Source organism: Shewanella sp. Arc9-LZ (genome assembly GCF_010092445.1).
Taxonomy (GTDB): Bacteria; Pseudomonadota; Gammaproteobacteria; order Enterobacterales; family Shewanellaceae; genus Shewanella.
Window position 1 is genome coordinate 3,602,506 of the sequence record NZ_CP048031.1, and the last position, 21,449, is coordinate 3,623,954.

19 protein-coding genes and 2 tRNA genes are annotated in these 21,449 nt (G+C 39.3%); 5 read left to right on the forward strand and 16 right to left on the reverse strand.

The window, feature by feature from the left end; translation table 11 throughout:
- Positions 1-7: 7 nt before the first annotated feature.
- Entirely contained in the window at positions 8-286 is a 279-nt protein-coding gene (locus tag GUY17_RS15385) for an oxidative damage protection protein (RefSeq protein ID WP_101086395.1), read from the forward strand.
- 90 nt (positions 287-376) lie between these two features.
- Here the strand turns inward: GUY17_RS15385 and GUY17_RS15390 are convergent, their stop codons facing one another.
- Positions 377-952 (reverse strand): YceI family protein, encoded by a 576-nt coding sequence (locus GUY17_RS15390; protein WP_162023662.1) that lies wholly within the window; start codon positions 950-952, stop codon positions 377-379.
- Between the two features lie 118 nt (positions 953-1,070).
- A complete protein-coding gene (locus GUY17_RS15395; protein WP_162023663.1) occupies positions 1,071-1,628 on the reverse strand; it encodes a cytochrome b in 558 nt (185 codons plus the stop codon).
- Positions 1,629-2,637: 1,009 nt separating this feature from the next.
- On the opposite strand from GUY17_RS15395, the gene GUY17_RS15400 reads away from it, so the two are divergent.
- Positions 2,638-2,713: transfer RNA gene (locus tag GUY17_RS15400), tRNA-Phe, on the forward strand.
- 6 nt (positions 2,714-2,719) lie between these two features.
- Positions 2,720-2,795 (forward strand) — tRNA-Thr (locus tag GUY17_RS15405).
- Between the two features lie 157 nt (positions 2,796-2,952).
- On the opposite strand, the gene GUY17_RS15410 is transcribed toward GUY17_RS15405, so the two are convergent.
- The 3 genes from GUY17_RS15410 to glnB form a co-directional block, all read right to left on the reverse strand.
- Positions 2,953-3,654: a SapC family protein gene (locus GUY17_RS15410; RefSeq protein ID WP_011638325.1), complete on the reverse strand. Its 702-nt coding sequence runs from the start codon at positions 3,652-3,654 to the stop codon at positions 2,953-2,955.
- A gap of 240 nt (positions 3,655-3,894) precedes the next feature.
- On the reverse strand, positions 3,895-5,181 hold the full coding sequence (locus tag GUY17_RS15415; RefSeq protein WP_101086391.1) for an NAD(P)/FAD-dependent oxidoreductase: 1,287 nt from the start codon (positions 5,179-5,181) through the stop codon (positions 3,895-3,897).
- 78 nt (positions 5,182-5,259) lie between these two features.
- Complete coding sequence (gene glnB, locus GUY17_RS15420; protein ID WP_101086390.1) at positions 5,260-5,598, reverse strand: nitrogen regulatory protein P-II; 339 nt, start codon at positions 5,596-5,598, stop codon at positions 5,260-5,262.
- Between the two features lie 419 nt (positions 5,599-6,017).
- On the opposite strand from glnB, the gene GUY17_RS15425 reads away from it, so the two are divergent.
- Entirely contained in the window at positions 6,018-6,539 is a 522-nt protein-coding gene (locus GUY17_RS15425; RefSeq protein ID WP_162023664.1) for a GspH/FimT family pseudopilin, read from the forward strand.
- A 498-nt stretch (positions 6,540-7,037) separates the two neighbouring features.
- Positions 7,038-7,550, forward strand: a complete 513-nt coding sequence (locus tag GUY17_RS15430) for a GspH/FimT family pseudopilin (RefSeq protein ID WP_011638329.1) — start codon at positions 7,038-7,040, stop codon at positions 7,548-7,550.
- A gap of 19 nt (positions 7,551-7,569) precedes the next feature.
- Here GUY17_RS15430 and GUY17_RS15435 read toward each other — a convergent pair whose 3' ends face one another.
- The 11 genes from GUY17_RS15435 to murJ form a co-directional block, all read right to left on the reverse strand.
- Positions 7,570-7,986, reverse strand: a complete 417-nt coding sequence (locus GUY17_RS15435; protein WP_162023665.1) for a type IV pilin protein — start codon at positions 7,984-7,986, stop codon at positions 7,570-7,572.
- A 2-nt stretch (positions 7,987-7,988) separates the two neighbouring features.
- Positions 7,989-11,531, reverse strand: coding sequence for a pilus assembly protein (locus GUY17_RS15440; protein ID WP_162023666.1), 3,543 nt, complete (start codon positions 11,529-11,531; stop codon positions 7,989-7,991).
- Position 11,532: 1 nt separating this feature from the next.
- On the reverse strand, positions 11,533-11,985 hold the full coding sequence (locus GUY17_RS15445) for a PilX N-terminal domain-containing pilus assembly protein (protein ID WP_162023667.1): 453 nt from the start codon (positions 11,983-11,985) through the stop codon (positions 11,533-11,535).
- Between the two features lie 33 nt (positions 11,986-12,018).
- Entirely contained in the window at positions 12,019-13,041 is a 1,023-nt protein-coding gene (locus GUY17_RS15450; RefSeq protein ID WP_162023668.1) for a PilW family protein, read from the reverse strand.
- A complete protein-coding gene (pilV, locus tag GUY17_RS15455; protein WP_162023669.1) occupies positions 13,041-13,589 on the reverse strand; it encodes a type IV pilus modification protein PilV in 549 nt (182 codons plus the stop codon). Before pilV ends, GUY17_RS15450 begins: the two co-directional genes overlap by 1 nt.
- 259 nt (positions 13,590-13,848) lie before the next feature.
- On the reverse strand, positions 13,849-14,778 hold the full coding sequence (gene ispH / locus GUY17_RS15460; protein WP_174839684.1) for a 4-hydroxy-3-methylbut-2-enyl diphosphate reductase: 930 nt from the start codon (positions 14,776-14,778) through the stop codon (positions 13,849-13,851).
- 42 nt (positions 14,779-14,820) lie between these two features.
- The gene (gene fkpB, locus GUY17_RS15465; RefSeq protein WP_162023671.1) at positions 14,821-15,264 is read right to left on the reverse strand and encodes an FKBP-type peptidyl-prolyl cis-trans isomerase; all 444 of its coding nucleotides are present in this window, start codon (positions 15,262-15,264) and stop codon (positions 14,821-14,823) included.
- A 2-nt stretch (positions 15,265-15,266) separates the two neighbouring features.
- Complete coding sequence (gene lspA, locus GUY17_RS15470) at positions 15,267-15,770, reverse strand: signal peptidase II (RefSeq protein WP_041413659.1); 504 nt, start codon at positions 15,768-15,770, stop codon at positions 15,267-15,269.
- A 22-nt stretch (positions 15,771-15,792) separates the two neighbouring features.
- Positions 15,793-18,615, reverse strand: coding sequence for an isoleucine--tRNA ligase (ileS, locus tag GUY17_RS15475; RefSeq protein WP_101086380.1), 2,823 nt, complete (start codon positions 18,613-18,615; stop codon positions 15,793-15,795).
- A 33-nt stretch (positions 18,616-18,648) separates the two neighbouring features.
- Positions 18,649-19,584 (reverse strand): bifunctional riboflavin kinase/FAD synthetase, encoded by a 936-nt coding sequence (gene ribF / locus GUY17_RS15480; protein ID WP_101086379.1) that lies wholly within the window; start codon positions 19,582-19,584, stop codon positions 18,649-18,651.
- A 135-nt stretch (positions 19,585-19,719) separates the two neighbouring features.
- Positions 19,720-21,279 carry a murein biosynthesis integral membrane protein MurJ gene (gene murJ / locus GUY17_RS15485; protein WP_162023672.1) on the reverse strand — a complete coding sequence of 520 codons (1,560 nt, stop codon included), beginning with the start codon at positions 21,277-21,279 and terminating at the stop codon, positions 19,720-19,722.
- Positions 21,280-21,449 lie beyond the last annotated feature (170 nt).

Consider the following 21,449-nt stretch of genomic DNA (forward strand, 5'->3'; position numbering starts at 1 on the left):
AATCATCATGGCTCGCACAGTTCACTGTCAACACCTAAACAAATCAGCTGACGGCTTAGATTTTCAGCTTTACCCAGGCGAATTAGGTAAGCGTATTTTTGACAATATCAGTAAAGAAGCTTGGGGCTTATGGCAAAAGAAACAAACCATGCTCATTAATGAGAAAAAGCTCAATATGATGAATGTTGATGACCGCAAATTTCTTGAAGAGCAAATGACTCACTTTTTATTTGAAGGTAAAGACGTTGAAATTGAAGGCTATGTTCCACCTGCTGAAGATGAATAACCTAGTAATATAATAGATAACTATATTAAAAAACAAAGCCGCTTAACTTAGCGGCTTTGTTTTTGGTTATCAATGACTAAATCCGACAGATTATTGTTTAACGCCTTCCACTACCAATGCTAATTCAACGTTAGCAGAAGCTGGACCTAAATCCATTTTGACACCAAAATCTTTCATCGCAAAAGTGGTTGTGCCGCTAAAACCAGCACGATATCCACCCCATGGATCTTTACCTTCACCAATAGCAACGGCATCAATGGTTAACGGCTTAGTCACACCATTTAAAGTAAAGTCACCATTAATTTCAAACTGGTTATTTCCTTTATCAACAATTGATGTTGATGAAAAAGAGGCTTCAGGGAATTTACTGGTATTTAAAAAGTCTGCACTGCGTAAATGCTTGTCACGCTCGGCATGATTAGAATCAACACTGTTAGTGTTAATTTTAACATTCACTTTCGCATCTGCGACTTTGTCAGCATCAAAACTGAAGTCGCCAGAAAACTCATTAAAGCGCCCTACTACAAAGCTATAACCCAAATGGCTTACACTAAATTGAATCGATGCATGTGCACCTTGAGTGTCGATAACATAGTCGGCAGCATTAACTGCAACAGGTAACATAAACGTTGCACCGATTAGTGCTGCTATAAGGTGTTTTTTCATGGTTTTTTATTCCTTTAAGTTAATAACAAGTAGATATATAAAGAGGTATTGATATATTCATCAAACATAACGGTTAATATATTCAACGGTTAAACAATTCAACGGTTAAACAATTCGATTATTTGCTAATACGATTTGGCATCAGCATTCTTTTAAGGGTGTTATCTTTATCAATAACATGATGCTTAATCGCACCAGCTGCATGCAACACAACCAAGCCAATTAAGCTATAGGCAAGGTATTGATGTATTAACCCCGCTATATCAGCTTGATCATCAATAAAAGCATTAGGAAATGGCACGGCAAACCAGTCAAAAATCCAAATATCTCGACCATCGGCTGTCGAAATCATAATTCCTGAACTCATAATGAGTAACATTAGCGTATAAAGAACAGTATGTGCCCACTTTGCCAAGCGTTTTTCCCAAGGCTGATGATTCGATAATGGGCTCGGAGTGTGTGATATCCCTCGCCAAACTAACCTTAATAGCGTTAACCCAAGTAAAAGCAAACCGACACTTTTATGCAGATGCGGCGCAGTTTGGTACCAACTACTGTAGTAGGTAAGATCTACCATCCAATAACCAGCACTAAATAGACCAATAACTGCGATGGCGGACAACCAATGGAAAAAAATGGTTACTAAGCCATAGCCAGCTGAAGTGTTTTTTAACATATCTTACTTTCCTCTAAAAAAGTCACAACATTTTAACGTTAATTTTAGGAAAGAAAATCAGTAAAAATAGCCGAAATCGTTCTATAAAATAGAAGTAACAGGTATTAAAATAGCGAACAACCAAATAATTAAGCAACTACTTATTAAACATGTCTCAATTGTAGTCATTAATTATCAAATAGCATCTAGGATGTATTGATCTTTCTTGGCTAAATATTTTCAAGATAAACGGCTTAGTTTTTTATATTAAAAGACAGCGCAGTGTTAGACATTAAGTCTCTAACTACGCTTATGCACTGTAACAAACATATTCTATAAAGATTAAGCTGAACTCTTCGGGCAGCGTTTGTGGCTTCTTTCTACTGCGTTATCGCTTACTGTTTACTGCTTAATGCTTACTGAATAACGAATAACGAATAACGACATACCATAGCTCTGTCTGGTATCAATAGTCACCACAGTTAACGGTAAAATTGAGCTTGAAAGATCGTATGGCCTTAAATAACCATATCCGAAGCACCTCTATCCCGTTGAGTAAATGCCCTAGCATTTCAGCTCACATAAATTAAGATAAACGACGCTACAAAAAGTTCACTCATTTACATGTAAATAAGTTATTCATCAGCCTAACAACTCAAGCTTACCGTTCTTGAACTTGCAATTAAAGCGAGGACACTAACCATAAGTTAAAAATCAAACGGGTCTAGTGCTGAGCAAAAAACAAATGACGAATTCAATTTTCTGGTTTCTCTTTAGTTATTTTATTTAATCGTCAGCAAACTTCTACGACTTTATTCTTACCGATTAACACTTACAAACTACTTTTAGCGTTAAAAATCGATAAAAAACCACCAGTTTGCACATTAACTAGCCGAACGAGTAAAAACATTTGAAAAACCACTTGCACGATAAAAACCATCACTATACTATGTGCGCACTCCAGACGAGACGGGCATTGATTACCAAGTTAATACCTAGTCTGCAGTGATTAACTAACGCTTAGTTAGTTGCCCGAATAGCTCAGTCGGTAGAGCAGAGGATTGAAAATCCTCGTGTCCCTGGTTCGATTCCGGGTTCGGGCACCATATTTAGCCGGCATAGCTCAGTTGGTAGAGCAACTGACTTGTAATCAGTAGGTCCCGAGTTCGACTCTTGGTGCCGGCACCATAAAAACAAAAAAGCCACTCAATGAGTGGCTTTTTTGCATCTGCTATTTAGTCAAATCTAAACATCTTAATTCAGATATTGTATTTATTGAATTTAACTTCCCTAAACAAAACAGGCACTCAATTGAGTGCCTGTTTTGTTTGGGGAAGCCCGAAGACTATCTACCGAGTACTTCAACACGGGCTAAACGATTAACTTGGTTTAAAGAACCCAAATGACCATAAATTGGGCCTAGTAGACCGCGCTTTTTAAGCTCGATAAACTCTTCGTCGCTTAGTGCATTTAATTTAGCTTCATCAATAAGGTATAAACCATTGATATTACGCTTCTCACCCGCTACATCAACAGTGAGAGTCTGATTAATCAACAGCCCTTTTTCATCTAGAAACCCTAAAATACCGCGAGTAGCTTGATCTTGTTCATAGTGGCTAATCAAAGCTTGCTTACGCGCTTCTAAAAATGGAGTTTCTTTACCATCTTCAAATAATGCTTGGCCGTCTGTTTTAGTCACTTCTTTGGCATCTTCGCGTATACCAATCCATACTTTATCTTTAACGTCTGGATTAACCACTAAACCAAGGGGATAGTCACGAACAACAGCTGGAATATACAAACCTTGCCACTTACCATCTTTCACACTTAGATTTTGACCTGGTTTTAGGCCTAACATCGCAACTGATTGAAATTCGTTAGTGTCACTGTTTTTAACAAATACGATTGGATACTCAGTGGCAGCACGGTTAATTTCATGCAAGGTAACCGGCACAATGTGCTGCTCCGCCACGTGAGAAAAATCACTTGGAGTCAGTTTTAAATCACCATGCTTGGTTTGTTCTAATAATGTAATCTGGTTAGGCATCTTGGCTCCTTGAAGCACTGATTATCTTTTATGGTATAAGTACAACATCATTGTCATACGTTGTGTTAACAAATAATTAATAACTGAAACTACCAAGTTAAATCTTAAATTCAAGTAGATTTAAGTTAAATTGCGTCAATAAACGTCAAATGGCCAATTCTTGTGCAAAATAGGCTTTGTGTTTAACAAAGCTTATTCGTTTATATTGATAGTAGCTCAACTCTCTATGTGATTACTCGCCTAGTGTAACTTGAGCTTAGGGCGTTGCCAGCGCAGTAGCTTTTGGGCAATACGATATACAGAAGCTGAGAACCAGCCATACAAGCTGGCTAAATGACGCTGATACAGAGAGATGTACATCAAACGAGCAATGTGTCCTTCAACAAAAAAATCTCCTGAGCGGAGGCTTCCCATTAAGTTCCCAACCGCCGAAAAACGACTCAGTGATACTAGTGATCCATAGTCTTTATAAACGAAAGGCTTTTCTGGCTGCTGTTTCATCTTCAAACAAATATTGGCATAGAGACGATCTGCCATTTGAGCCGCTGCTTGGGCTCTTGGTGGTACCGGCTTACCTGATGGTAAGATTAATTGAGCACAGTCGCCTAAAGCATAAATATCATCAATGCCTTTTACACGCATGCAATCATCTACATCAATTTGATTACGTGGAGTGACGGGAAGTTGAGTGAAATTTTCAAATACTTTGGGACCTTTAACACCTGCCGCCCACACTTTGATATTGGCTTTTATCGTCTCCCCTGTCGCAGTAACAAAGCCTTCTTTGGTTACTTCTTTAACCTGCACACCTAAATGCAATTTAACCCCTAATTTTGACAGTACAGTTTGCGCTCTGGTACTGACTTGCTCTGGCAATTGAGGGAGTATTTTTGGGGATGCTTCTATTAAATTTATATCTAAATGATCTTTAGAGATGTTTTGATAACCGTACTCTCTTACTGATTCAATAACATGATGGAGCTCAGCGGCAAGCTCGACACCTGTAGCACCCGCACCAACAATGCCGATACCTAATTGATCTTGGGTTTCATTAAGCTGTAACAGTGCATCCATCAGCTTATGATGAAACAGATTAGCACTGTCTAGACTGTCTAAAAAAATACAGTGTTTTTCGGCTCCTGGTGTATTAAAGCTATTTGATACGCCCCCTAAGGCTAGAACAAGAGTATCGTATTCAATATTACGCGCGGCAATGATCATCTCGCCTTCATCGTTATACACAGGAGCAAGTTGAATTTTCTTAGTCGTCGGATCGCATTGCTCAATGGCACCTCGAATATAACGGTAACCATTCTTTAATCCGTGATCTCGATATTGTAGGCCTTCGATTGATTGATCAATTACACCAACAGCGACTTCATGTAATTTAGGTTTCCATATGTGGACGGTATTTTTATCAATCAAACTAATGTCGATTAACGGATTTTTACCAAATTTCCGGCCCAATTTTGAAGCCAATGCTAGCCCTGCAGCCCCACCACCCACGATAACAATTCGTTGCACCATACACTACCTCGGAATTACCTTATACCAACAACATAATCACACAATATTTACAGTTATAAAAAAAGGCCCTTATGGGCCTTATACTGCTTCTTCATTTTCTTCGCCAGTGCGAATACGAATCACGCGTTCGATATCAGTTACAAATATTTTACCGTCACCAATTTTACCTGTTCTGGCTATATCAACGATAACATCAATCGCACGTTCCAGAATGTCATCTTGGATCACTAATTCAATTTTTACCTTAGGTAAAAAATCAACCATATATTCTGCACCACGATAAAGCTCTGTGTGGCCTTTCTGACGCCCAAAGCCTTTAACCTCTGATACCGTCATACCCGTAATGCCAATTTCAGCAAGTGCCTCACGCACGTCATCAAGTTTAAACGGTTTAATAATCGCTTCGACTTTTTTCATTAAATACTCCTGTCATCGGCTAAGTTTTTGATTAACCTCAACTCGGGATAAGAGATGGGATAAATCGATAAGAAAATGGTTTATTTCAAATCTGCAATATCGAATTTGCCATTTGTTTTACTAACAAGTCACATTTGCACGTCAATATGGTGCCTATTGCAAGTCAATCCACTACAGCAAGCAGGAGCTATTTAATAACCATTTATAATTCCATACTGAAGTTGATTAAGCACATGTCCTCATTGCAATTTATATGCTTGCTAACATCATCCAAATATCTTACTTGAAAGCGAAGCTAATTGTCGCGGCTATTTTACGTATTTACGAAAAGATATTTCTCGGCAAAGCTGCTGGTTGTTTTCTATACTAATTTAATCTTACTGCAGGACGCAGCTAACGACGTTTAAGGATGAACAAGTATGACAAATTTTAACCGAGTTAAAGGCTTTGGTCTTATTGAAGTTATCGTGACGACACTCGTTGTAATGTTAATGTCACTTATTGCAATTCCATCATTCAAATCAGTTAATGAGCAAGTCAGAGTAAAAAGCAATATCATAACAATTCAGCAATCATTGCAGTTTGCTCGTAATATGGCGATCAATTACGGAAGAAGAGTGACGGTTTGTAATCTCGAAGATAACAATTGCACCAAGCAATGGCATAAAGGATTTACAGTTTTCCTTGATGGTTCACAAAAAAATGAATTATCTGTAGATGATATAATTTTACTTCAAGTACCTTCTTTTAATGAGAATGACTTTGTTTATTACAATAGAACATCAGTAAGATTCCAACCTGATGGTCTCGCGTCAGGAACCAACGGCACTTTTAGGTACTGCCCTAATTCAATTGATAGCCCTTACTCGAAAGCAGTAATAATTAATCAATCTGGCAGAGTACGCTTTTCAAAGAAAAAGGTAACATGTAAAAAAAGGTAACGTCTTATTTACCTAATTGTAGACGAATAAATCCGCACTAGTGGAACCAATACCATAATAGCCCTTCTATAAAAAATATATTGTCAAATGACTTTATACAGACCTTTTCATCGCTTATTATTAATAATAATTTATGCTCTACTATTTTTGTCCGTTGCTTATCCGGTATGAAAAGTTGATATTTTCCTGAACGTTTTCTGTGAATAACTGTCAGAAAACAGTCTTCACGCGTGGTTCCTCAGAGCAAGCGTTGTAGCATGTCATAAACAAAAATATATGATTAGACACGACTGTGGAGTAAAGTCATATTGGCTATGGCTATTTGATGCTTTACTGATCTATGCCATCTTTATTTTCAAGAACAAACGATGAATGTTGAAAGTGAATTGGTTTAGGCTGAAAACAATTAAACAACAAAAAACATGGTATTATTTAACTAAAACATCGGAAAATCAGGCTTATTCCACTAATAATGACTATGTGCAACAAGGATGAATCATGAGAAGAACTAGCGGATTTACTCTTATTGAGTTGATGGTAACGGTAGCCGTTTCGGCAATTTTGTTGGCTGTCGCTGCGCCTTCGTTTACTTCGTTATACAATAATACCCGCGCGGCTTCTGCAATCGGAAATATCGAAAGTTCTATGGCATTCGCAAGAAGCCAAGCTGTTAATTTTGGTAGAAAAGTATCTGTTTGTCCAGGAAATGGGAGTAGTTGTTCGGGGAGTTGGAATAATGGCTACATTATTTTCATTGATGATAATGGAGATAAAACTGCCGACAATGGAACTGAAGTGTTAAAGAGGATACAAGGTTTTAACTCTAAAGATTTTATTAAAGCATCGTCTACACTAATAACGTTTGGTATGGATGGAATGCTAAGTAGCACAAGCTCAATAAGTATTCACTATTGTCCGTCTAAGAAAAATAGTGAATACTCTAAAGGCATTAGCATCAGCCCATCGGGGAAAATAGCAGCCATCAACACTGATGTAAATTGCAATTCATAGCGGTAAAAAACAACTAACTTTACCAGCAGTCACTTGGTGTTTTCACCCCATCTGAAGTTATCTCTATTGATGCACACTCTGTATCTCGAGTAGCTTGGACACCAATAGCTTTAGCCTCTATAGTATATCTATTAGCATTAGCTACAGTTGCATCTATTTTATAAAATCCATTCTCGACAACAAAATTACCATCACCATCAACAGAAAAACCAAGTTTTTTCATATTTTTAGTGAACGTTTTATGATCTAAATAATATTGTTCTTGCCTGTTGGCCACATTCATCAAACCAGCTAGCGCATCAGCCCTAGCTCCCTTCGCAACAAATTTAGTATACGAGGGATATGCAATAGAAGCTAAAATCCCTACAATGACGACGGTAATCATTACCTCTATTAAGGTAAAACCAGAGTATGCTTTAGTGATTGTTACTTTCATTTTTAATTCTCTTTCATATGATAATAGATCTGATTAACGCCTAAGCCACCACCGACACATTTGTTATCGCCAGCAGCACAGCCATCATCACCCAAAAGATCTTTTTTGATCATATCATTTGCGGCATCGCCAATTCCGATTAAATACATATAGCTACTATCATCACCATTTTTAGGAATTACTAAGGTTGGAGTATCAGGAACCTGTTCGCTCATTTTAAAATAGTCTTGTGAGTTGCTGTAAACTTTCCCTCCTTTATGGAGATCTCGGCCGCGAAGACGTCCTTCACCTGGAACTAAACATGCATTTTCAGTTGCTCCGGTCTGAGGCACATAGGATGTAAAAAATACTTTTCCCTGCACAATTGTTGCGGCGGATAAAGATTTTTCACCAGCATCTGCGAAACGATAATACCAACCTCGCTTTAGGCCAAATGTGATTAATGCTGTTTCTTCGGTTGGGGACTCCGTAGTTACATCATATAAATCTGAAATAGTTAATGTATCTGGAACAGTATTCCCAGCAGCAGAGCTATAAGATTTAGAAATAATATTCCTATCTTGGAATACAAAAAACTTATCATTTCTACTTTTATTCAAAGGATTCGCTCTATGTCCACTCCCTACAACAACTGCATCGTAAGGGATGCTTTGGTATTGTTTTGAAGTGACACTATTATTGTTTATATCTGTATAAGTATGTTCAGCTACATTACTAAAAGCTGTTTGAGCTATTACTGGCTCAGAATAGAAACGAATATCAGATGCAAGATCCCCTCCTCCCATGCTCGCAAAATGATACGCACTCCATGGGTTTTGGGTGTCTGTCGGTAACCCCGGTAAATCTAAACGCCACACATTAGCACCAGTATCTGTTGCGTAAATGCGATCGGTTAATTGATCATTGTTACTATCTAATACTGCCACTTTGCTCGGAATACTATCAACAATGCCAGGCATAGATGTATCAGCTCCCGAACCGCCAAAGCTATGCAGTTTAGCTCCTGTTGCAGCATCCAAGATATAAATACCAGCACCTGTTGTGTCATTAGTACCAACACTGGCACCATCTTTTGTATTGGGGTTATATCCCGCACCCACAACTAGAACAGGTTTTGCCTTACCTTTAGAATCTTTCCAACCTGATATCTTCGTCACTACTGGCTCAGACCAAGACTGCCCTAATAACGAATAGTCACTGTTATTCTTAATCCACAGTAACGTTGGGGCTGCATCTTTATCTGTTACATCTAAGGCATAATATGAACTGCCTCCTCTTCGCATCCCCATAAATACCCAAGCTTTATTGATTTTACCATCTGCATCATATTCAAAATAAGGAACTGGAGAACCATCCATACCATAAACAGAATGAACACCTGTTTTAGGATTATCTCTTAAGCTTTTAATATTAGGTAATAATTCATGAGGAATAAAAGCCCATGATTCAGATACAGCACTGACACTTTCACCATTAACCTCTGACTCAGTGTCTTTAAACATATGAACAAAGCCATGGTTGGTTCCCATAATAATTCTTATATCAGGTGAAGCGGTTGTGCCATAATTTATGACCAGAGGTCTTGAATGAAGCGGGTCACCTAATATATCTTGTCTAAGATAGGGGGCTGTATCTAAATCATATTTTTCATTATCGACGTTCTGCCCCTTAGCCCAATTTAAAGTGCTTTCTATACTATCTTTATCGACATTTAAAAATGTTGCTAACTGTTGCTCTGTTAAACTGCCTTTAATTTGAGCATTAGTCTTAGTCAATGCTACAAGTTGACCTGAATTACCCGTGTTTGTAAGAACATTTCTTGTCGCTAATCCTGCAGAGTTTCGATAATTAGATCGTAATGCGGCAGCAACGCCACCGTCATTAACATCGTAACCTTCATAACTTGCGTTGGCGCAATCTGAGTCAGTTACCCACAAAGAGCATGCATCTTTAGCGATTCGACCATCGCTAGAGAAGGCTTTTACATCACGTTTATCTAAAATATCACCTGTTGAACTCACTTTAAATTTTTTAAGATTACCGGTCCACCTAGGACCTTCACCAGGTAAAAACATAGCAAAATAGGCAGAGTTACCAGTTTGAGTTTTATCAAGAACGACAGACGGCGAAGAAAAACTTGAGCTATCCAAGCTAATTGCTTCTATGGCGCTAATCAATGAAGCTTGTAACCCTGTGGTATCGGTCGCGTAGTATGCTTTCCCTTGACCTTGAGTTGCAGTTGCATTCAATAATGTTGTTGCGTTATTGACTCCCTCACTAAAACCAATGGTATATGTTTTAACTGTTTGTACACCAGGAGCATATGGATTAACGTCATTATTAGCTAACCAATTCGCGACTGAAGGTAATAAACTATAATGTTTATCGTAATTATAAGCTGTAACGTACTGGGATCCAGGAACATTTTCGTCATTTGTATTAGATGGTAAGCCTAACAAAGTTTTTATATTGCCATTTTCATGGGTATCATACTGTGGAGCACCATCTGTAATTAAAATAATAGATGCATTAGAGCCACATTCTTTGCCTATAAATGGACTTTTATAGGTTCCAGAAGGAGACTCTGCATTGGTGTCATAACTAGGATTAGTTGAAGAACCACTAGTTTTGTGGCCATTGACTACACTTTTTGCATGTAAATACTGAGCCGCTTCATATAACGTTTCACACAACGGTGTAGAGTTATTCTGAATTGAATTAGTATTGTTTACAGTATTAAGTAAACTATTTTTATTAGTTATATTCCCTGTTTTGATACTCGAAATAACACGACCACCATGTCGATCATAACCGTTTGAATTTACATTAAAAATCATCAAACCTAAATCAACACCCGGTGTATTCACGATAACTTCACTCAGCACTCGTTTAGCGACAGCCATACGGGTAGTCCAGCTATTTGAAGGCCTATTATGGTACCAATTAATATAATTTTCGGTAAATAAAGTAATAGGTTGTCCTAAACCAAAATCAGTTAATCTAGCATTACTTAAAGCATTTGAATCATTGCTATAAGCACTACTTAAACCATCAACAGGATAACCATTACTTTTACCACTGGCATTTTTATTATCAGATACGGCTATGTCCTCATAACAATCAACAGCAGAAATCCCGCTACCATCAGAGATTGGTAACGCTATCCATTTCCCATCTTGGTATTGTCTAAAATAACCAGTATAGATGCCGAAAGACTTGATAATACTTAACGACGAATTACAATTATTTTTGCTATATGTAAAGTAGTTCTGGCTTCCTGAGATCGGAACTTCATCGACACTTGTGGAATAATATAATTTGGTGCTAGTAGAAGGTGTAGGTTGGGTAAGAAATGGAGGGGAAAGCATATCGCCGCCATTTTTGTCCATACTACCTGAAGTATCTAAAATAATAAGAATCTGTGGATTATCATCACTACGCACAGATGACTCTAAAACATATAATTCGGTATCATCTGCAACGGCATTAGCTACAAAGCCCAATACAGAAAATAACATAATAAAAATCGGATACTTACTGAACATTTTAATTCTCCTTGAGCACTTCTTGCTCAACACCCATTGTCACAGACAGCTCTCCGTAACCACCTCGTCCGTAATTAACTGTGCTAGAAATTTCGACTCTTCGACAGTTAATTAAATTTGCAGCATTAGCCTTTTCAGTTCTTTGACAACTTACATTGATACCTGGATTATCTAGAGGCATAAGCGTAATATCTTGGCTACCGCTCAATTCCGCCACAGTTCTCTTTGGATCAGTAGTGGTACTAAATTGATACACCACACTTTTTGAAATAACAGTATTGAGTCCACCCAGAGCAAGCGATGTAGCAGCTAACCTATCACTACCAGCACCAGACATTCTTAAGGACTGTGTAGAACTAACCGCCAAAGCAACACCGATTATCGTCATTAATACTAAAACGATTAGAGAAAAAAACAGCACTATTCCTTGTTGATATTTATACGTCTTGATCATTTTCACACCTAAATTTGGTTTGACAACCTTACATTAATTTCTAATCAATACAGGATTCTCTAACACCACCGTTGTGGACAGCACCTTTCGTCGATAATGTTTATAATCAGTGTCGTTACTCTTATTTGGATTGACCGAACCCGATATTTCTTTATCACCTAATGTGTAGGTCACATCATTTTCATAACTACGATCAATCTGAATAGATCGAACCAATACGTACATTCTTAAAGCAACTAGACGTTGAAAACCTTGATTGTCCCACATAAAAGTTGACACATTTTTCGCGGGTATAAAGGTATCTGGTGTCGAGTCGCCATCATTATCAAAACCATATAAAAAGTGGATATTCTCTATACCCTCAACAAGTTGCTCTTCGTTTGACATGCCACCTGAAATATTAAGACTACGGCGTTTTAATACAGGGATACCTGAATCAGTTTCCACAAAATAGACTCTATGTTGATATTTCCACATACGACTATTTAATTTTACTGGCGGTGTAGCTACACTGCCATTAAAGAATTCAATTTCGTTAGCAGTAACTGAAGCATAATAACTGTTAGCATCTAACTGAGCGGCTAACACGGAAGGTCCAACAAGCCTCTTCACTTGTATAATGTCCGTTTTGCTGTCTGGAGTGAGAGGCGCACCACACACCATAGTTAACGCATTAGTATATTCATTTCCCCATAGCCTTCGAAAATGAGCAGGGACATTTTGAGGAAAAGTTGCATTATTAACCCCCTCACCAACACAGTCCGATGTTAAAACTGTCGCTGAGTTACTAGAATTAACATTCACAATAAGTTCTGTGCCAGTTATATCAGCAAAAAATCCCAGCTGGCTGATATCTCTTTCCATAATAGCCAGAGCTATACGCCCATTCTCTTGTAGCTGATTGAATTGACCGGTAGTTGTCACATTGCTTGACGACATATTAAACATAGTGAAGATACCCGCGGTTAAAAATAACCCAACAAGCATGGCTATCATTAATTCAACTAAAGACATTCCACGATGCTTTATAGAAATGTGATTCATCATATGTCTCATTAAAAAATTGCCGTTTTAATTTCAAAAACTCTTCGCGTTGCACCAGAGGAATCGCATGACTTTACTTCATCAGAATAATTCTCATTGGCACCATTAAATTTACGGACACTCTTCCACGTCATCACTATTACAACATCATTTGAATTAACATACACACATGCTGTTGGCGAAGGCAAACCTCCAATACTGCCATCACTATCAACTTCAGAATCGCCAATAAAAGCACTCTGCCACTCATATAAATCCCACGCCCTCAATTCAGTATTAGAACAGCGATAAACTCCAGAGCATTCTGTGGGTTTTGTTAATGATTCTCCACTATAGTGAGTACCGGAGGACGATCCATAATTGCTTAATTCACTTACGTTCAGGCGCATACGATTTATTATATCATTGGCAAAATATGACGCTTGAGTTTGCTGAAAAGACTCAAAACTGCCCTGTTTTGAAATAATATGAAGATTAAAAATCCCAATAAGGCCTATCACCAGAATAACCAGTGATACCATTACTTCAATTAAGGAAAATCCATTCCTTTTGCATGACATGAACGTAAAACCTCCAGATAAGATCAAAAGTAGATATTTTCACTCTTGAATATCGATATTTTATACAGCACAACTATTTAACCAGTCTAAACATTCAGCATAGATAATAGCTGACTTAAATGTAATCAGATAGTATCAATTTTGTATGATTAATAGAACAACATATTTTATCCGTATTATACTCGGTTTACTTTGTAAGCACAAAAAACCCGCAACTTAAATTAAGTTGCGGGTTAATATTTATAGATGATTGAAATTACTAACGTAATTCAGCTGGAACTGCAAATACAGTGTCTTCTTTACGGCCTTCAACTTCAGTAATAATACTTGGAGCAAGTTTAGCTATAGCGTTAACAACTTGTTGCACTAACACCTCAGGCGCTGAAGCTCCAGCGGTTACAGCCACTTTTTTCACACCATCAAACCACACAGCCTCAACGTCAGCAGCGGTATCAACGAGATAAGATTGCGTACCTGTTTTTTCAGCCAGCTCACGTAATCGATTTGAGTTAGAGCTATTTTTAGAACCGACAACAATCAATAAATCGACTTCGGAAGACATACTACGTACAGCATCTTGTCGATTTTGCGTCGCGTAGCAAATATCATCCTTACGCGGCCCCTCAATTGAAGGAAAGCGCTTTTGCAATGCAGTAATAATATCTAAGGTGTCATCAACAGAAAGTGTTGTTTGAGTGACAAAGCATAAGTTGTCTGGGTTATTGACCTGAAGATTATTAACATCCTCTGGAGACTCAATAAGATAAACACCACCTTTAGGATTATCATATTGTCCCATGGTGCCTTCAACTTCTGGATGGCCTTCATGACCAATCAAAATGCACTCAATACCTTTACGACTTGCACGAGTCACTTGTAAATGTACTTTTGTCACTAACGGGCATGTCGCATCGAAGACTTTTAAACCACGATGTTTAGCTTCTTTACGCACAGCTTGTGATACGCCGTGTGCACTAAAAATAACAATACTGTTGTCTGGTACTTGGTCAAGTTCATCAATAAAAAGAGCACCACGCTGTTTTAGGTTTTCAACCACATATCGGTTATGTACCACTTCATGGCGTACATAGATTGGCGGTTCAAATAACTCTAAAGCACGCTCAACAATACTGATAGCACGGTCAACACCGGCACAAAAACCACGAGGGTTGGCCAATAAAATACTCAGTTCTGGAGACGTCGGATCAACTTTTAGCATGTGATACCTTTTTTACTCAGTTATGACACTAATAACTTCAAGTTCAAACGTAAGCGTGCGTCCTGCGAGTGGATGGTTTAAATCGACGGTAATTGAATCACCAGCAGTATCGCGAACGATACCCGGTATTTCACTGCCACCAGGACCCGCAAAACTCACAATAACACCGTCTTCAAGCTTCATATCTGCAGGAAATCGACTTCGGTCCATATAGTGAATCGCATCAGGGTTTGACTCACCAAAAGCGTCTTTTGCCGCTAAGGTAAATGTGTGCTTATCACCTTCTTTCAAGTCTTTTAGTTCGTCTTCAAAAGCCGGACTTAGACTACCGTCACCAATATTTAAACGTGAAGGTTTGCCAGATGATTTTGTACTGTCGGCTGTGGACCCGTCTTCCAGTACAATATTCATATGACATATTAATGAATGACTGTCTTGCTTATTTAAATCTGTCACAGTTAATCTTGCTCCTTCGATGGCTTTGCGTCGGGTCTAAATGATTCCCAAATGATCAGTACCGCACCAATAAAGATGCCTGCATCGGCAATATTAAATGCAGGGTAATGGCTGGTATTCCAGTAAAAATCGACAAAATCAATTACAAAACCATGCATTAAACGATCAACCAAATTACCTAATGCGCCGCCAATAACTAAGGTAAAGGCTAAATTACTGCGCCATAACGAATAAGATTGTTTACGCAACCATATTGTTAACAAGGTACTAAAACCAACCGCAATAATGGTAAACAACCAACGTTGCCAACCTCCTGCTTCACTTAAAAAACTGAACGCTGCACCGTAGTTTCGCACGTAAGTGAAGTTAAAAAACGGCAAAAGCTGTATAGACTCATACAATTCAAAATTGCTCAGGACCCATTGTTTAGACAGCTGATCGGCTAAAAACACCAATGCAGCTACCCAATACCAACGTAAGCCACTGTCTTTCCATGTTAATGGCACAGTACTCATTATCAATGTTTCCTTAAGCGAATTCGCGTTTCTCGCCTTCACCTTCAATATTGGTCACACAGCGTTGACACAATGTTGGGTGAGCTTCAATAGTGCCAACCTCTTCACGATAGTGCCAGCAACGCTCACACTTCTCGGCGCTACTTTTGGCAACCACTAGTTTAAGCGAACTTAATTCGGTTTCGATGGCATCGCTACCCGCTTGTGACATATCCGCCACGGCTGCTTTAGAGGTAATAAGAATAAATCGTAACTCATCACCCACTTTAGCTAACTCAGCAGCTAAATCAGCATCGGCGAACAATGTCACTTCAGCTTCTAATGAACCACCAATACGTTTATCACGACGCGCTTGTTCGAGTACTTTGTTAACTTCGTTACGGACAGTTAATAGTTTCTCCCAATAATCATCGCTTAAATCACTTTCAAGAGTGACGGCTTCTAAGCCTTGATACCATTCTTGGGTAAACACATACTTTTCACGTTTACCTGGTAACAATTGCCACACTTCATCAGCGGTAAAGCTTAAAATTGGCGTCATCCACCGAACCATTGCCTCGGCAATATGATAAAGCGCAGATTGACAGCTACGACGTGCATGCCCTTCTTGCTTAGCGGTGTACTGGCGATCTTTAATAATATCAAGATAGAAGCTGCCTAGCTCTACAGAACAGAACTGCATCAGTTTTTGAGTCACTAAATGGAAGTTGTATTGATCATACGCTTCGATGATTTCTTGTTGCAGTACTGCTGCACGGCGAACAACCCAACGATCTAACGCGACCATATCTTCAGATGCGATCATGTCCGTTTCTGGGTTAAAGCCATTCAAGTTAGCAAGCAAGAAACGGGCAGTATTACGAATACGACGATATGCATCAGCACTACGATTTAAAATCTCGTCAGATACGGTCATTTCGCCACTATAATCGGTTGCGGCAACCCATAGACGTAAAATGTCAGCACCAAGCTTATTGATTACTTGTAATGGAGCAATCACGTTACCAACAGATTTTGACATCTTGCGGCCTTTACCATCAACGGTAAAACCATGCGTCAATACTTGCTTATAAGGTGCTTTACCATTCATAGCGGTTGAGATCATCAATGATGACATAAACCAACCACGATGCTGATCGCTTCCTTCTAGGTACAAGTCAATGTCATGCCCATGAAACTCTGGACGCGCTGCGACAACAGATGAGAATGATGAACCTGAGTCAAACCATACATCCAATGTATCAGTCACTTTGCGGTATTGATCTGCCTCATCACCTAACAATTCACTGGCATCTAAATCCCACCAAGCTTGAATGCCTTGTTGTTCAATGCGATGCGCTACACGTTCCATTAATGAAACACTGTCTGGATGTAATTCATCCGTTTCACGATGTACAAACAACGTAATAGGTACGCCCCAAGTACGCTGACGTGAAATACACCAGTCTGGACGATTTTCTACCATTTTTTCAATACGGCTTTGGCCCCAATCAGGGATCCACTTCGTTTGTTCAATTTCTTTTAACGCTTGTGAACGCAAACCATGATTATCCATAGAGATAAACCATTGTGGCGTGGCACGGAAAATAATTGGTGTTTTGTGGCGCCAGCAATGTGGATAGCTATGGCGTATAGCAACATGCAGAAGTAATGCGCCCTTTTCTTCTAACAGCGCAACCACATTGGCGTTGGCTTTAAATACATGCTGACCAGCAAAAAACTCAGTGTCTGGCTTATAAACACCATTGTCGCCAACAGGGTTAGCGACTTCCAAACCGTATTTTTGGCCGACAATAAAATCGTCCTGACCGTGGCCTGGTGCTGTATGTACAATACCGGTACCTGCGTCAGTAGTAACGTGATCGGCTAAAATAGCAGGCACGTCAAACGCATAAAATGGGTGATTAAAACGCATTAACTCAAGTTCTGCGCCTTTTACTTCACCTAAAATAGTGTGTGACTCTGCACTGTAACGCTCAAGACATGACTCAACCAGAACTTGAGCTAATATCAAGGTAGTCGTTTCACCATTCTTAACAAATTCAACCAGGCTGTAATCTAACTCAGGGCTTAACGCTAATGCACGATTTGCAGGAATCGTCCATGGGGTCGTGGTCCAAATTGCCATCGCTACTGGTTTAGCATAATTTTCTACGCCAAATTTAGCTGCAACAGCTTGGCTATCAACCGCTACAAAAGCGACATCGATTGCTGGAGATGTTTTATCTTCGTATTCCACTTCAGCTTCAGCAAGTGCTGAACCACAGTCGGTACACCAATGCACAGGTTTAACACCTTTGTGTAAATGACCGCTTTCAATTACTTTTGCCAATGAACGGACAATATTCGCTTCGGTTGAAAAGTCCATGGTTAGGTAAGGGTTTTGCCAATCACCTAATACACCTAAACGAATGAAGTCATCACGTTGGCCATCAACTTGGATAGCGGCATATTTACGACATTCTTCACGAAACTCTGCCGCAGAAATTTTGACACCTGGCTTACCGACTTTTTGCTCAACTTTAAGCTCAATCGGTAATCCATGACAATCCCAGCCTGGAATATAAGGCGCGTCAAAACCTGACATGGTTTTAGACTTAATAATGATGTCTTTAAGGATTTTGTTTACCGAGTGACCAATATGAATGCTGCCATTGGCGTATGGAGGGCCATCATGAAGAATGAAAGGTTTACGGCCAGCACGGCTATCACGGATCTGTTGATACAGTCCGTCTTGCGTCCAGCTATTTAACATTTCTGGCTCGCGATTTGCCAAATTACCGCGCATCGGAAACTCTGTTTCCGGCAAGTTCAAAGTAAATTTATAGTCGCTCATTGATCCCATACCATTATTTAAAGCTGATTCATTTCAGCTAGCATCGTTGCTAAATAAAGCGCGAGCTTCATTTGCATCATTTAAAATCTGTTTTTTTAGCGCGTCCAATGACTCAAAAGGTTGTTCATCACGGATCTTTGCTACTAATTCTACTTCCACTCGTTTGCCGTATAAATCACCGCTAAAATCAAACAAATGGACTTCTAATCTGCAAGTTTGACCATTTACAGTGGGTCTAAAACCCACATTAGCCACACCGTCATAAATATCGCTGCCATCCCAGTACAAACGAACCGCAAACACCCCTCTTACAGGTACTACGTGTCGTTTTAAGGCAATATTTGCTGTTGGAAAACCAATTGTACGGCCTAATTTTTGCCCGTGTGCAACCTTACCACTTAAAATGAAAGGATGACCCAATAACCGCCTTGCTTGCTCTAAGTGCCCTAACGCTAGTTGTTCTCTCACTGCAGTAGAGCTTACTCGCAACGAACCAACAACAAAGCTTTGTGTACTGACCACAGTAAAGCCAAATTCTTTACCCGCAGCAACGAGCATATCGAAGTTGCCTAAGCGACCTTTACCAAAACAAAAATCATCTCCAACAACGAGATATTTAACCCCGAGTTTTTTAACCAGTAACTCTTCAATAAACGCTTCAGCAGGTTGACTAGCAAAGGCTTCAGTAAAATTGATACAAAGTAGCTGATCAATTTTAAGCTCATCTAACAATCTAATTTTATCACGTAGAAGACTCAAACGTGCCGGCGCATCTGTACCACGAAAACGTTCTTGCGGTTGCGGTTCAAAGGTCATTAACATTGCAGGCAGTTGAAAATGATGCGCTTTATTAACCAAGCTGCTGATCACCTGTGCATGGCCACGATGGACACCATCAAAATTCCCAATGGTCAAAACGCAACCATGATGAGAAGGTAAAATATTGTGTATACCGCGGATTAATTCCATTACGCTCAATACTGCCTATTGCAAATCGGCAGATTATATACCCAAACCAATGTCAGATGCGAGTTTCAACCTCAGATTATTACAGCGAATTTTGGATAATCAGCCGATATGCCTAAGTCTCTCACGTAGGATAAATTATCCCTGACGTTTAATTTTCCAAGGCCGTACACCCAATGCGAGTAAACTCAACAAATAAATAACCGCGCCACCAACAATGAGCTCAATCAACATAAACATCCGTTCGAAGGTGTGCCATTCGAGCCATGTACTTTGTTGCGGCATAAAATAAACAATGCCAATGGCCATTAAGGCTGTAGAAATAATCACTTTAAACGAGAAAAATAACGTTTGTCGGCTCATTTGATAAACGCCCGCTTTATGCAAACCTCGATATAACAAACCCGCATTTAATAGCGCAGACATTGAGGTCGCAATGGCTAAGCCCACATAACCAAATGGAATGGCAAAAATAAGGTTAAACACCATATTACTAACCATGGCAATAATGCCATATTTAACCGGAGTTTTAGTGTCTTGACGCGAATAATATCCTGGAGCTAACACTTTAATCATCATGAAACTTAACAAACCACAGCCATAAGCAACCAAGCTATACGAAGCCATTTCAACGTCATTTAGGCTAAATGCACCACGCATAAACAACACCATCAGCATTGGTTTAGCAAGAATAATCAGTCCTAACATAGCCGGTGTGCCTAAGAGTAAAATGGCTTTTACTCCCCAATCCATCGTTTGGTTAAAGCCACTGCCTTGGGCATTAACATGTTTTTGCGATAATGCAGGCAAAATCACTGTCGCGATGGCAATACCAAATAATCCTAAAGGGAACTCCAATAGGCGGTCTGCGTAATACAACCAACTAATCGATCCGGTCATCAGGAAACTGGCTATAAAAGTGTCGAACAATAAATTAATTTGCGACACAGACACACCAAATAAAGCTGGGATCATCAAGGTTCTAATTTTTACCACACCAGGGTGATGCCATCCCCACGTAGGCCTAACAAGTGCTTTCTCACGAATTAAGAAAGGTATTTGGAATAAAAACTGAATCAATCCACCAACAAATACCCCCCAAGCCAAACCAATTTCAGGGTTTTCTAATGTGTGCGCATACCATAAAGCCACGGCAATAATCGCCACATTCAAAAATACTGGCGTAAAGGCTGAAACTGCAAAGCGTCCACGAGTATTAAGGATTGATCCTGCTAGGGCTGTGAAGGTGATAAACCATAAGTACGGAAAGGTAATTTTTAACATGACAGAAGCCAGTTCAAATTTTTCTGCATTAGGCCCGTCATTTAACCAATCGACAAACCAGCCACCACCAAAAAGAGCAGCTAATACTGGAGAACCAACAACACCAACCAAAGTAACAATTGTCACTAGTACACCTAAGGTACCAGCGACTTTACTTAATAACTCGCGTGTATCTTCTGGGGTCATTTTTTCCTGGTACTCGGTCAGTACCGGCACAAATGCCTGCGCAAAAGCCCCTTCGGCAAATAAACGCCTTAAAAAATTAGGTATCTTATTTGCAAAAAAGAACACGTCAGCACTGCTGCCTGCTCCCATTAGGTTCGCAATCACTACATCTCGAACTAAACCTAATACTCGTGAAATCAGCGTCATAACGCTGACAATCAAGCCTGATTTAAATAATTTTTTGCTCAAACAGCCCCCCAGGCACAAACACACTTCAACGAAAATTAATGGGATATATTAATAAATATTCTATTATGGCCCTGTCACACAGACCAAAGAGCTGGTAGAATTGCGCCACATATTACACGAGTGGGTTGAAGTTAGGCATGTTAGGTTGGATTAATTTATCTTTATGATGA

What these genes read in the sequence shown, in the direction of transcription:
- GUY17_RS15410 (WP_011638325.1), bottom strand. Translation starts at nt 3,654, where the DNA reads ATGCCTAACCAGATTACATTATTAGAACAAACCAAGCATGGTGATTTA.
- GUY17_RS15445 (WP_162023667.1), bottom strand. Translation starts at nt 11,985, where the DNA reads ATGATCAAGACGTATAAATATCAACAAGGAATAGTGCTGTTTTTTTCT.
- GUY17_RS15450 (WP_162023668.1), bottom strand. Translation starts at nt 13,041, where the DNA reads ATGAGACATATGATGAATCACATTTCTATAAAGCATCGTGGAATGTCT.
- GUY17_RS15440 (WP_162023666.1), bottom strand. Translation starts at nt 11,531, where the DNA reads ATGTTCAGTAAGTATCCGATTTTTATTATGTTATTTTCTGTATTGGGC.
- GUY17_RS15425 (WP_162023664.1), top strand. Translation starts at nt 6,018, where the DNA reads ATGACAAATTTTAACCGAGTTAAAGGCTTTGGTCTTATTGAAGTTATC.
- GUY17_RS15415 (WP_101086391.1), bottom strand. Translation starts at nt 5,181, where the DNA reads ATGGTGCAACGAATTGTTATCGTGGGTGGTGGGGCTGCAGGGCTAGCA.
- GUY17_RS15435 (WP_162023665.1), bottom strand. Translation starts at nt 7,986, where the DNA reads ATGAAAGTAACAATCACTAAAGCATACTCTGGTTTTACCTTAATAGAG.
- pilV (WP_162023669.1), bottom strand. Translation starts at nt 13,589, where the DNA reads ATGTCATGCAAAAGGAATGGATTTTCCTTAATTGAAGTAATGGTATCA.
- ribF (WP_101086379.1), bottom strand. Translation starts at nt 19,584, where the DNA reads ATGGAATTAATCCGCGGTATACACAATATTTTACCTTCTCATCATGGT.
- ileS (WP_101086380.1), bottom strand. Translation starts at nt 18,615, where the DNA reads ATGAGCGACTATAAATTTACTTTGAACTTGCCGGAAACAGAGTTTCCG.
- GUY17_RS15385 (WP_101086395.1), top strand. Translation starts at nt 8, where the DNA reads ATGGCTCGCACAGTTCACTGTCAACACCTAAACAAATCAGCTGACGGC.
- GUY17_RS15390 (WP_162023662.1), bottom strand. Translation starts at nt 952, where the DNA reads ATGAAAAAACACCTTATAGCAGCACTAATCGGTGCAACGTTTATGTTA.
- GUY17_RS15430 (WP_011638329.1), top strand. Translation starts at nt 7,038, where the DNA reads ATGAGAAGAACTAGCGGATTTACTCTTATTGAGTTGATGGTAACGGTA.
- GUY17_RS15395 (WP_162023663.1), bottom strand. Translation starts at nt 1,628, where the DNA reads ATGTTAAAAAACACTTCAGCTGGCTATGGCTTAGTAACCATTTTTTTC.
- glnB (WP_101086390.1), bottom strand. Translation starts at nt 5,598, where the DNA reads ATGAAAAAAGTCGAAGCGATTATTAAACCGTTTAAACTTGATGACGTG.